Annotated in this window: 11 protein-coding genes and 2 tRNA genes; 10 read left to right on the top strand and 3 right to left on the bottom strand. The window is 68.8% G+C overall.

Features of this window, described 5'->3' with window-relative positions:
* Nucleotides 1–13 precede the first annotated feature (13 nt).
* Together ACTMVF_RS19215 and ACTMVF_RS19210 are read left to right on the top strand one after the other, a co-directional pair.
* Nucleotides 14–1192: a PP2C family protein-serine/threonine phosphatase gene (locus ACTMVF_RS19215; protein ID WP_441272276.1), complete on the top strand. Its 1179-nt coding sequence runs from the start codon at nucleotides 14–16 to the stop codon at nucleotides 1190–1192.
* Between the two features lie 125 nt (nucleotides 1193–1317).
* Nucleotides 1318–1782, top strand: a complete 465-nt coding sequence (locus ACTMVF_RS19210; RefSeq protein WP_441272275.1) for an HD domain-containing protein — start codon at nucleotides 1318–1320, stop codon at nucleotides 1780–1782.
* 45 nt (nucleotides 1783–1827) lie between these two features.
* Here ACTMVF_RS19210 and ACTMVF_RS19205 read toward each other — a convergent pair whose 3' ends face one another.
* Nucleotides 1828–3030, bottom strand: a complete 1203-nt coding sequence (locus ACTMVF_RS19205) for an acyltransferase family protein (protein ID WP_441272274.1) — start codon at nucleotides 3028–3030, stop codon at nucleotides 1828–1830.
* A gap of 539 nt (nucleotides 3031–3569) precedes the next feature.
* On the opposite strand from ACTMVF_RS19205, the gene ACTMVF_RS19200 reads away from it, so the two are divergent.
* Together ACTMVF_RS19200 and ACTMVF_RS19195 are read left to right on the top strand one after the other, a co-directional pair.
* Entirely contained in the window at nucleotides 3570–3764 is a 195-nt protein-coding gene (locus ACTMVF_RS19200) for a hypothetical protein (RefSeq protein WP_030044846.1), read from the top strand.
* A 78-nt stretch (nucleotides 3765–3842) separates the two neighbouring features.
* Entirely contained in the window at nucleotides 3843–5981 is a 2139-nt protein-coding gene (locus ACTMVF_RS19195; protein WP_441272273.1) for a serine/threonine-protein kinase, read from the top strand.
* Nucleotides 5982–6069: 88 nt separating this feature from the next.
* On the opposite strand, the gene ACTMVF_RS19190 is transcribed toward ACTMVF_RS19195, so the two are convergent.
* Nucleotides 6070–6140: transfer RNA gene (locus ACTMVF_RS19190), tRNA-Gly, on the bottom strand.
* A 165-nt stretch (nucleotides 6141–6305) separates the two neighbouring features.
* Here ACTMVF_RS19190 and ACTMVF_RS19185 point away from each other — a divergent pair.
* The 5 genes from ACTMVF_RS19185 (at nucleotide 6306) to clpX (ending at nucleotide 11161) form a co-directional block, all read left to right on the top strand.
* Nucleotides 6306–6382, top strand: a tRNA-Pro gene (locus ACTMVF_RS19185).
* 210 nt (nucleotides 6383–6592) lie between these two features.
* Nucleotides 6593–7987, top strand: coding sequence for a trigger factor (tig, locus tag ACTMVF_RS19180; protein WP_441272272.1), 1395 nt, complete (start codon nucleotides 6593–6595; stop codon nucleotides 7985–7987).
* Between the two features lie 369 nt (nucleotides 7988–8356).
* The gene (locus tag ACTMVF_RS19175) at nucleotides 8357–8962 is read left to right on the top strand and encodes an ATP-dependent Clp protease proteolytic subunit (protein ID WP_128428974.1); all 606 of its coding nucleotides are present in this window, start codon (nucleotides 8357–8359) and stop codon (nucleotides 8960–8962) included.
* 50 nt (nucleotides 8963–9012) lie between these two features.
* Nucleotides 9013–9693 carry an ATP-dependent Clp protease proteolytic subunit gene (locus ACTMVF_RS19170; RefSeq protein ID WP_302000732.1) on the top strand — a complete coding sequence of 227 codons (681 nt, stop codon included), beginning with the start codon at nucleotides 9013–9015 and terminating at the stop codon, nucleotides 9691–9693.
* A gap of 181 nt (nucleotides 9694–9874) precedes the next feature.
* Nucleotides 9875–11161, top strand: a complete 1287-nt coding sequence (clpX, locus tag ACTMVF_RS19165) for an ATP-dependent Clp protease ATP-binding subunit ClpX (RefSeq protein WP_302000733.1) — start codon at nucleotides 9875–9877, stop codon at nucleotides 11159–11161.
* Between the two features lie 88 nt (nucleotides 11162–11249).
* Here the strand turns inward: clpX and ACTMVF_RS19160 are convergent, their stop codons facing one another.
* Nucleotides 11250–12212, bottom strand: a complete 963-nt coding sequence (locus tag ACTMVF_RS19160) for a hypothetical protein (protein WP_441272271.1) — start codon at nucleotides 12210–12212, stop codon at nucleotides 11250–11252.
* A 136-nt stretch (nucleotides 12213–12348) separates the two neighbouring features.
* On the opposite strand from ACTMVF_RS19160, the gene ACTMVF_RS19155 reads away from it, so the two are divergent.
* The gene (locus ACTMVF_RS19155) at nucleotides 12349–14973 is read left to right on the top strand and encodes a valine--tRNA ligase (protein WP_441272270.1); all 2625 of its coding nucleotides are present in this window, start codon (nucleotides 12349–12351) and stop codon (nucleotides 14971–14973) included.
* Nucleotides 14974–14985: the final 12 nt, after the last annotated feature.

Here is a 14985-nt window from a genome sequence, read left to right as displayed (position 1 = left end):
GGGTCCCGAACTAATGGCAGCAGGACGAGAGCGGCGCACGGCGGCCGAGACGTTCACGGCCCGGTTGAAGATGCAGTGGCACCGGGCCCGCGTCGGCGTGCGCAGAAGCGCGGTGGACTACTTCCGCGGCGACGGCTCGGACTGGATCGCACTGGCCGGCCTGCTCCTTACGGTTCCCCTGATCTGCGCCGTGACGATGGCCAACCCGGTGTGGTTCTCCCCGGCCGCGCTGGTCCTCCCCATCGTCGCCGGCGGTCTGCTGCTGCGCCCGGCGAGCCTGCTGGGCCTCTACGCCGCGGCGGCCACCGCCCTGATCGTGGAGTCGGTGCAGCTCGGGCCCTACACGGAGGGCCCGTCCCGCGTGACTCCCGGCGTGGTTCTGGTAGTGGCGGCCTGCGGCTTCTTCGGCCTCCTCATCGCGCAGTTCCGCAGCCGCGTGGGCGTGCCCTGGCGGCGCGGCGGCACGATGCTCTTCGACCTGCGTGAACGCATCCGCGTTCAGAGCAAGCTCCCGAGCCTGCCGCACGGCTGGCATCGCGAGATGGCGCTGCGCCCGGCGGGCGGCCAGTCCTTCTCCGGCGACTTCGTCGTCGCGGCCCGCACGAACGGCGGCCGCACGCTGGAGGTGGTCCTGACGGACGTGTCGGGCAAGGGCATGGACGCGGGCTCACGCGCCCTCCTCCTCTCCGGAGCCTTCGGCGGCCTCCTGGGCAGCCTGCCCCCACACGCGTTCCTCCCGGCGGCCAACGGCTACCTCCTCCGCCAGGACTGGGACGAGGGCTTCGCGACTTCGATCCACCTGGTCCTGGACCTGGACTCGGGAGACTACGAGCTCTACTCGGCGGGCCACCCCCCGGGCCTGCAACTGAGCGCGGGCAGCGGCCGCTGGGAGGAAAAGGCAGCCGAGGGCCCCCTTCTCGGCGTGTACGACGGCGCCCAGTTCGACCCCGTGAAGGGCACCCTCCGCCCCGGAGACGTGCTGATGCTGTTCACGGACGGCCTGGTCGAAACGTCCGACCGCGACATCGTCGAGGGCATAGACCGCCTCACCGGCGAGGCCGACCGCTATGTCGCCGGCGGCTTCCACGGCGCGGCCTGGCACCTCATCGAGGCGGTCGCGCGGGACGTCAACGACGACAGGGCACTCCTCCTGATCTGCCGCGAGGGCCCGACGACACCGACCCCCCGCTGACTCCCGACCCAGCACTCCTCGACCCCGGCCGACCGGCACCGGCTGCCGCTTTCCAGGGGGGTCTGGGGGCGGCAGCCCCCAGGGATGGGACGGGTAGGGGCGGGCGGGGGCGAGACACTGGACGAGTGACCGAACCCGACCGAACCCCGCTGCCCCTCCCCGCCGTAGAGGCCCTCGCCCGCGCCGCGCACGCCCACCAGACCGACAAAGCCGGACGCCCGTACACCGAACACCTCCAGGCCGTCGCCGAAGGCGTACGCGCACGCGGCGGCGACAACGACCAGATCGCCGCGGCCTGGCTGCACGACGCCGTGGAGGACGACGCCCTGACCGAACGCCGACTGGAAGAAACCCCCCTGAGCCGCCGCACGAAGGACATCGTGCTGGCGCTCACCAAGCGGCCCGGAGAACCCCCCGAGGCCTACGCCGCCCGCATCCTCGCCACCGACGGCGCCCTGCTGGTGAAGGAGTCCGACCTGGCCCACAACGCGAACCCGGCCCGCCTCGCGGTCCTCGACGAGGCCACCCGCAAACGACTGACCGAGAAGTACGCACGCATGCGCGCACTTCTCGGTCTGGTCGGCAAATGACGTCCCACGAAGGGAACGGTCACGAGGGAAACCCTCGGCGTCGGCTCAGGCGTTGACCTTCTCGCGCGGCGCCGCACCCTCACGCTTCTCGCGCTCCCGCGCCACCTCCGCCGCGTCCCGCTTGAACGCCCAGTCCATCTTGGGCTCCATCGCGAACCGGAACACCCGCTGCACCGGCTTGGTGCACAGCAGCGTCACACCGACAGCCGCGCAGACGGTGACGAAGATCTCGCCGAGCGGCCGGTGCAGCCAGGCGGCCTCGAACCAGCCCTGGTAGTCCCCGGCCTTCACGAAGAACCCGTGCAGCAGATAGCCGTACAACGTCCCCGCGCCGAGCGCCGTGAACCACATGTGCCGACGCGGCACCCAGGCGAAGAAGCAGGCCGTCAGCAGCAGCGAGCAGCCGAACATCGCCAGCACCATGACCGGCCCGCTCCACCACGGCGCGTGCAGCTCCTGCGCGGCGTCACGGTGGTAGAACCACGCGGTGTTCATACGCGGCACCGCCCACCAGCCGAAGGCCAGCGCCACCGCGCCCACCGGCACGGACAGGATCCGCACCGTGCGCGTGCGCACCATGTGGAAGTGCTCGGGCTTCATGATCAGGCCCAGCACGAAGTACGGCAGGAACTGCAGGACCCGCTGCAGGTCCAGGTCGTCGCCGATTTCCGGGGCGACCGTCGCCGCCATGGCGAGGCCGAGCGCGATCGGCAGCGGCCAGCGCACCATCTTCCAGATGGGCGTGGTCATCCGCCAGATGAACAGTGCGCACAGGAACCACGTCAGGTACCACGGGTCCAGGAGGCTGATCTCCTGGCTCGGGTCCTCGTCGATCCAGCGCTTGAAGAGCGGGTACGCCGTCTCGAACACGATGTACGGCACGGCGACGCCGGTGATCAGCCGCTTCAGCCGGCTCGGGCTGGCGTCGAAGCTGCGTGAGAAGAAGCCGGAGATGATGATGAACGCCGGCATGTGGAACGTGTACACGACGGTGTACACGGCCTCCAGGGTCCGGCTGTCGCCCTTGATCGGTTCCCAGGCGTGTCCTATGGCGACGAGAACGATCGCCAGGTACTTGGCGTTGTCGAAGAACGCGTCGCGCTGCTTGGCACCGCTGGACGCGGGTCTGTTGTTCGCCTGAGCCTTCTGGCTGCGCGGCGAGCGCGGACTCGGCACTCCGTCCGCCGGCGACTGTGCCGGGGGGAGTGGCGCTCTGTTGTGGCCGTGCGGTCGCAGTGAGTCCGTCACAGACCCTCCCGCCGGAAGCCGGGGGAGGCGATCCAGGACTTTGCTGCGCATGCGGGGGACGAGGCAGCGTGGAACATCTGAGGCACCCTAGCGTTGTCTGTGTGTTTTCGTAAAACGCGCCAGGTCATTCCTGGTTATTGCGCTTGACCGCGCGTGTACGACGAACATGCACCTGCCGGACACCTGTTGGTCACCCGTCTTGTCCGGATTCATCCGGACTAAGAGGTGCATATGGGCAGGAGCTGACTCCGGTGGAATGATCAGAGTGCGGAGAATTCGAAATACCCGCGAACACGTTGTGTGTCGATGGAAACGACCCCGCCGAATTCCCTGCCCGAGTGTCACCTCGAAATGCTGTGCGGGTGCCACGTGAGAGGTCGGCGCGGGCCGAGGGTCCGCACGGATCCGGCACAGGTGTGGCGAACGAAACGTCACGTGCCGCATAGCGGAGCCCGGTTGGTGGCACGATGGTTCTGGCGGGGGTGCGCGGGGTGCATCCCCGGGCCGGGAGAGCGGACCGACCGAGGGTGTGATCTGTTGTGGCCATTTCGCTGTCAGTTGTGTTGCTGTTGGCGATCATTTTGGTGGTGTTGATCCGTGGCGGATCCCTGAAGGCCGGCCCAGCCGTCGTCGCCGTGCTGTTCGGCTTCTTCCTGGCCTCGACCGGCATGGCGGACGACATCCAGCGGTTCCTCAACTCGATAGCGGAGACGATCAACTCCATCCAGTTCTAGGGTCCATGGGGCCGCCTGGAAAGGTACGGATACCCTCGTTCGTGATCGTCGAACGGTCCGGAACGGGGGAACGTACGGATGGCGCTGCGTGAGACGGACCCGCCGGAGGTGGGCGGCTACCGGATCGAGGACCGTCTCGGCTCCGGTGGCATGGGCGTGGTCTACCTGGCGCGCTCCGCCTCCGGTCGTCGCCTCGCCCTCAAGGTCGTGCACGCGCAGTACGCCGACGACGACGAGTTCCGCACCCGCTTCCGCCGCGAGGTGGCCGCCGCCCGCCAGGTCAGCGGCGCCTTCACCGCTCCCGTCGTGGACGCGGACGCCGACGCGCCGCGCCCCTGGATGGCCACGCTCTACATCCCGGGCGAGGACCTCGGCACCCATGTCCGCCGCCACGGCCCCCTGCCCCTGCCGAAGTTGCGCGAACTCGCCGCCGGCCTGGCCGAGGCCCTGCGGGACATCCACCGCGCCGGCATGGTCCACCGCGATCTGAAACCGGCCAATGTGATGCTCGCCGAGGACGGCCCCCGCGTCATCGACTTCGGCATCTCCCGGGCCGCCGAGTTCGCGGCCCAGGACGTCCTCACCCAGACCGGCCGCGTGATGGGCACCCCGCCCTACATGTCCCCGGAACAGTTCTCCTCCCCCCAGGACGTGGGCCCGGCCGCCGACGTCTTCTCCCTCGGCTCGGTCGTCGCGTACGCCGCCACCGGTCACGGCCCGTTCGACAGCCCGAGCCCCTACGAGACGGCCATACGGGTCGTCGATGGCACCCCGGAACTCGATGACGTCCCGCCCGAGTTGCTCCCCTTCATCCACCTCTGCCTGGAAAAGCACCCCAAGTCCCGGTCCACCCCTGACGAGTTGCTGAGCCTCCTGCGTGACGGCGCCCTGCCCGATCCGCGCCCCGCGGACGAGACGCCGACGGTCGCGGACGCCGACCGGCCCCGCAAACGCCGCAGGCGCCTGTGGCTGACGTCCGCGGCGGGCGCGGTCGCCCTCGCGGCCGTCGCCACCACGACGGTCGCCCTCACCGCCGACGACTCCGACCCGGGGAACCTGCCCGTCGGCTGGCAGGCCTGGCACAAGAAGTCGAAGGACCCCAGCGTCGACAAGGAGCCGGTGACCGCCGACGGCCCATTCAGCCGCTGCGCGGCCACCGGCAGGTCCCTCGTGTGCGCCGGCGACGACATCATGGCGACCCGCTTCGCCCTCGCCGACGGCCGCAACACCTGGGCCAGACCGATAGACGAGACCCGCGACGACCTCGGTGGCGGCGACGCGGGGACGGTCATCGCCGCCCGCAGCGGCCGGGTGTACGTCTACGGCGCCGACGACGCGACCGTCAACGAGGACAGGTTCCCGTCGCGCTACACCATCCAGGCACTGGACGCCGACACCGGCAAGGTGATCTGGAAGACGGTCACCGGCGAAGGCGAGGAGGCGACGGAGCCGAGCAGTGAGCACGGCCTGTCCACAGCCGTACCCGAGGGCGTCATCGCCGTCCACGGCGCCAGGGGACGGCAGTACGCCCTGATCGACGCCGACGACGGCAAGGTCCGCTGGAAGCGCCCGCTGCCCGACCCTGACACCCGGATGTGCCTGCTGCGCAGCGCCGCCCGGAACGGGTACCTGGTGTGCCAGAAATGGGGCGGCGACAACATCACCGGCACGAGCGTCGCGCAACTCGACCCGGCCACCGGCCGTCCTCGCTGGACCGTGCAGGTCAAGGGCGGCCAGGATGTCGTCGGACAGGCCGACGGACGCCTGGTGGCGCTCGGCACGACCGGTCCCCACCGCACGCTGACCCTGATCAACGCCGCCTCGCACGTCGTGACGACCGTACGGCTGTCCCAGGCCCAGCCCGTGGGCGGGACCCCCACCCTGCTGAACGGCAGGCTCTACTTCACCTTCCCCAGCGGCAGCGTCCGCGCGATCGACCCGGACAGCGGGCGCCAGATCTGGCAGAGCAACTCCACCGTGGAATCACCGGGCCCCCCGACCGCCTCCGCCGCCCATCTGTACCTGGCCTCCCCCACCGGCCGCCTGGCAGCCCTGAACCTGCGTACCGGCACCGTCGAGGCCACCCGCCAGGGCCGCGACGACGGCGGCACCGCCGACTCCACGCGCGCCGGCGCCCCCCTGACCCTCGTCGGCGACGCCCTCTACGTCCCGTACGGCATCCGCTCCGTCTACACCGTGGACGTAAGCAAGCTGTGAAGCCGCCGACCGGCGGTGGTGCGGCGGCGGAAAACGATCAGGGCCAGGTCGGAGGAAAGCGCCTCTGACCTGGCCCTGAGTCATGCAGAGCGGGCGACGGGAATCGAACCCGCGTAGCTAGTTTGGAAGACTAGGGCTCTACCATTGAGCTACGCCCGCACAGGACGCGCCGCAGGTCAGGTGACCGCGGCACTGCGAGCATCGTAGCGGGTCACGCCCCCTCGACGCACACCCCATTGCGGCACGCCCGATCCCACGGCCGGCGTCGGCGAAATGCGGCGGACCCACTGCCTGCGGGCATGTACCCTACGTGTCGCACCAGCACGGGGTGTGGCGCAGCTTGGTAGCGCGTCCGCTTTGGGAGCGGAAGGCCGTGGGTTCAAATCCCGCCACCCCGACCACGACCGGGTCCACACCGGCCATACGCGCGACGACCTCGGGTGATCGCGTCCCTTGATCGCCTTTGGGGCGTGTCGCCGCTGCCGTTACTATGCAAGCTGCACGCCCGTGTGTCTCTCCGTACGAAGTCACGAAGTCCTCCGGGCGGCGAATTTGCCGGACCAGTCTGGCTCCGGCAGAACCCAAGAAGTCAGCCACAAGGAGACCGAACCGTGAAGAGCGCCGTGGAGACCCTGAACCCGACTCGGGTTCGGCTCACTGTCGAGGTGCCCTTCGAGGAGCTCAAGGACAGCCTCGACGCGGCGTACAAGAAGATCAACCAGCAGGTCACGGTGAAGGGCTTCCGCAAGGGCAAGATCCCGGCCCGCGTCATCGACCAGCGGTTCGGCCGCGGTGCGGTCCTGGAGGAGGCGGTCAACGACGCGCTTCCGAAGTTCTACACCGAGGCGGTCAACGAGGCCGAGCTCAACGTCCTGGGCCAGCCCGAGGTCGACATCACCGAGCTGAAGGACGGCGAGACGCTGAACTTCACCGCCGAGGTCGACGTCCGCCCCGCCATCGAGATCCCGGACTACTCCGGCATCGAGGTCGAGGTCGACGCCGTCGAGGTCACCGACGAGGACGTCGAGAAGTCGGTCGAGCAGCTCCGCGAGCGCTTCGCGTCGACCTCCCCGGTCGAGCGCGCCGCCGAGGACGGCGACGTCGTCACGATCGACCTGCAGGCCAAGGTCGACGGCGAGGTCCTGGAGGACGGCGTCGCCGAGGGCGTCTCCTACACCATCGGCTCCGGCGAGCTGCTGGACGGGATCGACGACGCCGTGAAGGGCCTGGAGGCCGGGGCTGAGGCCACCTTCACCTCCGAGCTCAAGGGCGGCTCGGCGGCCGGCAAGGAAGCCGAGGTCACCGTCAAGGTCACGCAGGTCGCCGCGCGCGAACTGCCCGAGCTGGACGACGACTTCGCGCAGCTCGCCTCCGAGTTCGACACCCTCGACGAGCTCAAGGCGGACAGCCGCAAGCGCCTCGAGAACATGAAGCAGTACGACCAGGCCACGCAGGCCCAGGAGCGCGTCCTGGAGAAGCTGCTGGAGCTCGTCGAGGTGCCCGTCCCCGAGAAGCTGCTCGAGGACGAGATCAACACCCGTAAGCACAACCTCGAGCACCACCAGCTCGGCCAGATGGGCCTCGACCTCGCGAAGTACCTGGAGATCCAGGGCAAGACCGAGGAGGAGTTCGACGCCGAGACCAAGGAAGCCGCGGTCAAGGGCATCAAGACGCAGTTCGTCCTCGACGAGCTCGTCAAGCAGGAGAAGCTGAACGTCAACCAGGAGGAGCTCACCGAGCACCTCATGCGCCGCGCCGCTTCCTCCGGCATGTCCCCCGACCAGTTCGCCCAGGCGGTCGTCGAGGGCGGCCAGGTTCCGCTCCTGGTCGGCGAGGTCGCCCGCGGCAAGGCCCTGGCCGTCGTGGTCGAGAAGGCCACGGTCAAGGACACCAACGGCGAGGTCATCGACCTGGACGACGAGGACGAGGTCGAGCAGGCCACGGAGACGGTCGAGGCCGCCGAGGGCACCGCCGACGAGGCCACCGAGGAGAAGACCGAGGGCTGAGCCCACGGCGCCGCGTAGCTCGTAGGAAGGGCCCTGGGGAGGTGAATCCCCGGGGCCCTTCTTTTCGTCCGGCTGTGCAGCGTCCCTTCAGGGGCGCGGGGCCGTATCGATGTGCGGCTCCGCCGCGCGGGCGCGACCAGCCACGAAGAACCCGCACGCGCCACTCTCCAGTGGGCCCACGGCGAGAGGGACGGCCACCCAGCGGAGCGCATGCGCTGACAGCGAACACCCGCTGAACCGGGATTGCAGCGCAGGGCCACCGCGTTAGGGTCCATGAATATGAGGGCAGGGGAGCCCCCGTTGCCCGCAGAAGACGTAAGACGGCCCGGCGCCGTCGTAAGACGAGCAGGTGGATACGTGACGAATCTGATGCCCTCCGCCGCCGGCGAGCCTTCCATCGGTGGTGGCCTCGGCGACCAGGTCTACAACCGGCTGCTCAACGAGCGGATCATCTTCCTCGGCCAGCCGGTCGACGACGACATCGCGAACAAGATCACCGCGCAGTTGCTGCTCCTTGCCGCTGACCCGGAAAAGGACATCTACCTCTACATCAACAGCCCCGGCGGCTCGATCACGGCCGGTATGGCGATCTACGACACCATGCAGTACATCAAGAACGACGTGGTGACCATCGCCATGGGCCTCGCCGCCTCCATGGGCCAGTTCCTGCTCAGCGCGGGCACCCCCGGCAAGCGCTTCGCGCTGCCGAACGCCGAGATCCTGATCCACCAGCCCTCCGCGGGCCTGGCCGGCTCGGCCTCCGACATCAAGATCCACGCCGAGCGGCTGCTGCACACCAAGAAGCGCATGGCCGAGCTCACGGCGCAGCACACCGGTCAGACGATCGAGCAGATCACCCGGGACTCGGACCGCGACCGCTGGTTCGACGCCCACGAGGCCAAGGAGTACGGCCTCATCGACGACGTGATGGAAACGGCCGCCGGTATGCCGGGCGGCGGCGGCACCGGGGCCTGAGGCCCCAGTACAGCCCCCAGCCGACCGCCTCAGCCCCTAGGAGACAGACAGTGAACGACTTCCCCGCCAACGGCCTGTACGACCGTACGCGCGCCGAGTACGCGGGCCCCGTGGCCGAGTCCCGGTACGTCATCCCGCGCTTCGTCGAGCGCACCTCGCAGGGCATCCGCGAGTACGACCCGTACGCGAAGCTGTTCGAGGAGCGCGTGATCTTCCTCGGCGTGCAGATCGACGACGCCTCCGCGAACGACGTCATGGCGCAGCTGCTGTGCCTGGAGTCGATGGACCCCGACCGGGACATCTCGGTCTACATCAACAGCCCCGGCGGCTCCTTCACCGCGCTCACGGCCATCTACGACACGATGCAGTTCGTGAAGCCGGACATCCAGACGGTCTGCATGGGCCAGGCGGCCTCCGCCGCCGCGATCCTGCTGGCCGCCGGCACGCCCGGCAAGCGCATGGCGCTGCCGAACGCCCGGGTGCTGATCCACCAGCCGTACAGCGAGACCGGCCGCGGTCAGGTCTCCGACCTGGAGATCGCCGCCAACGAGATCCTGCGGATGCGCTCGCAGCTGGAGGAGATGCTGGCCAAGCACTCCACCACGCCGATCGAGAAGATCCGCGAGGACATCGAGCGCGACAAGATCCTCACGGCCGAGGACGCGCTGTCGTACGGGCTGATCGACCAGATCATCTCCACCCGGAAGATGAACAACGCCGACGTTCGCTGACGCGGACCCGGTAATGTCTGCTGCCCCTTGGCACGGTTTGGGACGGTGCACGTCAAAGTGAACCGCGCCAAGGGGGGCCCGAACGGGGGGCCAGGCAAGGTACCGTCGGACATAAGGCAGCACCAGGAGCCGCTGGATTCGAAAACGTCCAGTCGTCTCCACGGCGAAGGGGAAGCACACCGTGGCACGCATCGGTGACGGCGGCGATCTGCTCAAGTGCTCGTTCTGCGGCAAGAGCCAGAAGCAGGTCAAGAAGCTCATCGCAGGCCCTGGTGTGTACATCTGCGACGAGTGCATCGATCTCTGCAACGAGATCATCGAGGAAGAACTCGCGGAGACCAGTGAGGTCCGCTGGGAGGAACTGCCCAAGCCACGCGAGATCTACGAGTTCCTCGAGGGGTACGTGGTCGGCCAGGAGGCGGCGAAGAAAGCCCTCTCCGTCGCCGTCTACAACCACTACAAGCGCGTCCAGGCAGGCGAGAACGGCGGCGGTCAAAGCCGCGAGGACGCCATCGAGTTGGCGAAGTCCAACATCCTGCTGCTGGGCCCCACGGGCTCCGGCAAGACCCTGCTGGCGCAGACCCTGGCCCGCATGCTGAACGTCCCGTTCGCCATCGCCGACGCGACGGCGCTGACGGAGGCGGGATACGTCGGCGAGGACGTCGAGAACATCCTGCTGAAGCTGATCCAGGCGGCCGACTACGACGTCAAGAAGGCCGAGACCGGGATCATCTACATCGACGAGATCGACAAGGTCGCGCGGAAGAGTGAAAACCCGTCGATCACCCGGGACGTCAGCGGTGAGGGCGTCCAGCAGGCCCTGCTGAAGATCCTGGAAGGCACGACGGCCTCGGTCCCGCCGCAGGGCGGCCGCAAGCACCCGCACCAGGAGTTCATCCAGATCGACACGACGAACGTCCTGTTCATCGTGGGCGGCGCGTTCGCCGGTCTGGAGAAGATCATCGAGTCCCGGGCCGGCGCCAAGGGCATCGGCTTCGGCGCGACGATCCGCTCCAAGCGCGAGCTGGAGGCCAAGGACCAGTTCGAGGACGTCATGCCCGAGGACCTGGTCAAGTTCGGCATGATCCCCGAGTTCATCGGCCGCCTCCCCGTCATCACCTCGGTCCACAACCTCGACCGCGAGGCCCTGCTCCAGATCCTCATCGAGCCGCGCAACGCGCTGGTGAAGCAGTACCAGCGCCTCTTCGAACTCGACGGCGTGGAACTCGACTTCGAGCGCGAGGCCCTGGAGGCCATCGCCGACCAGGCCATCCTCCGCCAGACCGGCGCGCGCGGCCTGCGAGCCATCATGGAGGAGGTCCTGATGTCGGTGATGTACGAGGTGCCGTCGCGCAAGGACGTCGCCCGGGTCGTCATCACGGCGGACGTCGTTCACTCGAACGTGAACCCGACGCTGATCCCGCGGGATGCGCGCGGGCGCGGGTCCGGGGAGCAGAAGACGGCGTAACCGCGCAACACGCGTACGAAGGGGCCCCGGTCAGCGGACCGGGGCCCCTTTTTCGCCCTTGAGGTGTTTCGCCCTGAGGCGTACGGCGTCAGGCCTTGACCCGCACGTCGTTGCGGAGCTTGGCGGCCAGGGCTGCGGTGTCGTCGAGCGAACCGCCTTCACCGCTGGCGAGTTCGGCGACGCCGAACGCCATGACGAGGGCGACGGTGCTGTGGTCACCCCAGATACACATGGGCATCTTCATGGTCTGCGCGACCCCGGCACTCGAGCTCGACGAGTCGCCGTTCGTGATCTCGGCGACCTGGCACTTCATGACGCCGTTCTCGAAGCCGGAGGGGGAGACCGACTCCGGGCTGCCGACCAGCTCGCCCTTGCTGTCGCTGCTGCTCTGGTCCTTCTCGGATTCGGTCTTCATCTTGGCGAACATCGCGTCGACGACGGCCTCGGGATCGTCGATGGTGCCGTAGACGCCGTTGAAGGAGAGGTTCTTCGCGCTGAAACCCGTGCCCTTCTGGTAACCCGCGCTGACGTCCTTGGCGTCCTTCACCCCCCACTTCTCGAAGTCCGACATGTCGTCGTCGTTCATCGAGTCCGCGGAGCTGGCGCTGTCCGACTTCTTGTACTCGCCGCTCAGCACGGTCGCCGGCGTCGTCAGCTTGTGGGCCCCGTCGTCCTCGACGCCGCCCGCGCCACCGCCCCCGCCGATCACGAAGTACGCCCCGACACCGATCGCGGCCACCACCGCGACCGCCCCGATGATCAGGCCGGTCTTCTTGCCGCCGCCCCCCGGCGCCGGCGGCTGCGGCATCCCGTACGGGGCCTGGCCGTACGGCTGCTGCTGCTGGCCGTACGGGTTCGGCTGCTGGGGCGGGACGCCCGGGGGCTGCTGCGGATAGCCGTAACCGGGCTGGGGCTGGGCCGGAGGAGCCTGCTGGGGGTAGCCGTAGCCGGGCTGGGGCGCCTGCGGCTGCTGGCCGTACGGACCGGGCTGGCCGTACGGACCGGGCTGCTGGGGCTGCCCGCCGTACGGGCCCGGCTGGTTGTAGCTCATTTCTGGGTTCCCCTCCAGATGCTTATATGTTCACGACATCCTGGCGCAATCACAGCGCACGCACGGCACCGGGGTGCCCACCGTTACAGAACAAACGCGTTTCGAGACACGCCCGGGACACCCCTAAACTGAGCGGGTGACCGAGAACGCTCAGCAGCAGCCACCAGCGCCCGACACCGAACTGCCGACCCAGTACGCGCCGGCCGACGTAGAGGGGCCGCTGTACGAGCGCTGGGTGGAGCGGGGTTACTTCGAGGCGGACGAGAAGAGCGACAAGCCGCCGTACACCATCGTCATCCCGCCGCCGAACGTCACGGGCAGCCTGCACCTCGGGCACGCCTTCGAGCACACCCTCATCGACGCCCTCACGCGCCGTAAGCGCATGCAGGGTTACGAGACGCTGTGGCAGCCGGGTATGGACCACGCCGGTATCGCCACGCAGAACGTCGTCGAGCGTGAGCTCGGCAAGGAGGGCAAGTCCCGGCACGACCTGGGCCGGGAGGCGTTCGTCGAGCGGGTCTGGCAGTGGAAGGGCGAGTCCGGCGGGCAGATCTCCGGCCAGATGCGCCGCCTCGGTGACGGCGTCGCGTGGTCGCGCGAGCGCTTCACCATGGACGAGGGTCTCTCCCAGGCCGTCCAGACCATCTTCAAGCGGCTCTACGACGACGAGCTGATCTACCGCGCCGAGCGCATCATCAACTGGTGCCCCCGGTGTCTTACGGCCATCTCCGACATCGAGGTCGAGTACCAGGACGACGACGGCGAGCTCGTCTCCATCCGGTACGGCGACGGCGACGACGCCATCGTCGTGGCGACGACCCGCGCCGAGACGATGCTCGGTGACACCGCCATCGCCGTCCACCCCGAGGACGAGCGCTACCGCCATCTCGTCGGCCGTGACATCGAGCTGCCGCTCACCGGCCGCCGTATCCCCGTCGTCGCCGACGAGCACGTCGACCCCGAGTTCGGCACCGGCGCCGTCAAGGTCACCCCGGCCCACGACCCGAACGACTTCGAGATCGGCCAGCGGCACGACCTGCCGTCCCTGACCATCATGGACGAGCACGCGGTCATCACCGCCCACGGCCCCTTCCAGGGTCTGGACCGCCTCGAAGCCCGCTCGGCCATCGTCGGCGCGTTGCGCGCCGAGGGCCGGATCGTCGCGGAGAAGCGGCCGTACGTCCACTCCGTCGGCCACTGCTCGCGCTGCAAGACCACCATCGAGCCGCGCCTGTCCATGCAGTGGTGGGTCAAGGTCGGCCCGCTGGCGAAGGCGGCCGGCGACGCGGTCCGCGAGGGCAAGGTCAAGATCCATCCGCAGGAGATGGAGAAGCGGTACTTCGACTGGGTTGACAACCTCCACGACTGGTGCATTTCACGGCAGTTGTGGTGGGGTCACCGCATTCCGGTCTGGTACGGCCCGAACGGCGAGGTCGTCTGCGTCGGTCCCGACGAGGAGCCGCCGAGCGGTGAGGGCTGGCGTCAGGACACCGACGTCCTCGACACCTGGTTCTCCTCCGGCCTGTGGCCCTTCTCGACCCTCGGCTGGCCCGACCGGACCGAGTCGCTCGCGAAGTTCTACCCGAACTCCGTCCTGGTCACCGGCTACGACATCCTCTTCTTCTGGGTCGCCCGGATGATGATGTTCGGCCTGTACGCGATGGACGGCACCCCGCCGTTCCACACCATCGCCCTGCACGGCATGGTCCGCGACCAGTTCGGCAAGAAGATGTCGAAGTCCTTCGGCAACGCGGTCAACCCGCTGGACTGGATGGACAAGTACGGCAGCGATGCGCTGAGGTTCACCCTCGCCCGCGGTGCGAACCCCGGCGTCGACGTCCCGATCGGCGAGGACTGGGTCCAGGGCTCCCGCAACTTCGCCAACAAGATCTGGAACGCCACGCGCTTCGCGCTGATGAACGGCGCGACGGTGGACGGGCCCCTGCCGGACCCGTCGAAGATGTCGTCGACGGACCGCTGGATTCTGTCGAGGCTGAACTCGGTCGTCGCCGAAGTCGACGCGTTCTACGACGACTTCCAGTTCGCCAAGCTGTCGGACGCGCTGTTCCACTTCGCGTGGGACGAGGTCTTCGACTGGTACGTCGAGCTGTCCAAGACGACGTTCCAGGCGGGCGGCGAGGCGGCCGAGGTCAGCAAGCGCGTCCTGGGCGAGGTCCTCGACGTCACCCTCAAGCTGCTGCACCCGGTGGTCCCGTTCGTCACGGAGACTCTCTGGACCACCCTCACGGGCGGCGAGTCGATCGTGATCGCCGACTGGCCGAAGGACAGCGGCTTCAGGGACTCGGCGGCAGAGCAGGAGATCGCCGTCCTCCAGCAGGTCATCACCGAGGTCCGCCGCTTCCGCGCCGACCAGGGCCTGCAGCCGGGCCAGCGCGTCCCGGCCCGCCTGGCCCTGGACGGCACCGCACTCGCCCCGCACGAGCCGGCCATCCGCCAGCTGCTGCGCCTGCAGCCGGAGGGCGACGCCTTCACGGCCACGGCGACGCTGCCGGTGGCGGGCGCGGAGGTCGCCCTGGACCTGTCCGGCGCGATCGATGTCGCGGCGGAGCGCAAGCGCCTCGCGAAGGACCTGGCAGCGGCCGAGAAGGAGAAGGCCCAGGCCACGGCCAAGCTCGGCAACGAGGCGTTCCTGGCGAAGGCGCCGGACCAGGTGGTGGAGAAGATCCGCGGGCGGCTCGCCAAGGCGGACGAGGACATCGCGCGGATCAAGGCGCAGCTGGAGAGGCTGCCGCAGGCGTAGGCGTTTGTACGT

The sequence above is a fragment of the Streptomyces sp. SD31 genome (genome assembly GCF_052068475.1).
GTDB lineage: Bacteria > Actinomycetota > Actinomycetes > Streptomycetales > Streptomycetaceae > Streptomyces.
The sequence above is the reverse complement of the archived record's forward strand: the minus strand, read 5'-3'. Positions and strand labels throughout refer to the sequence as shown.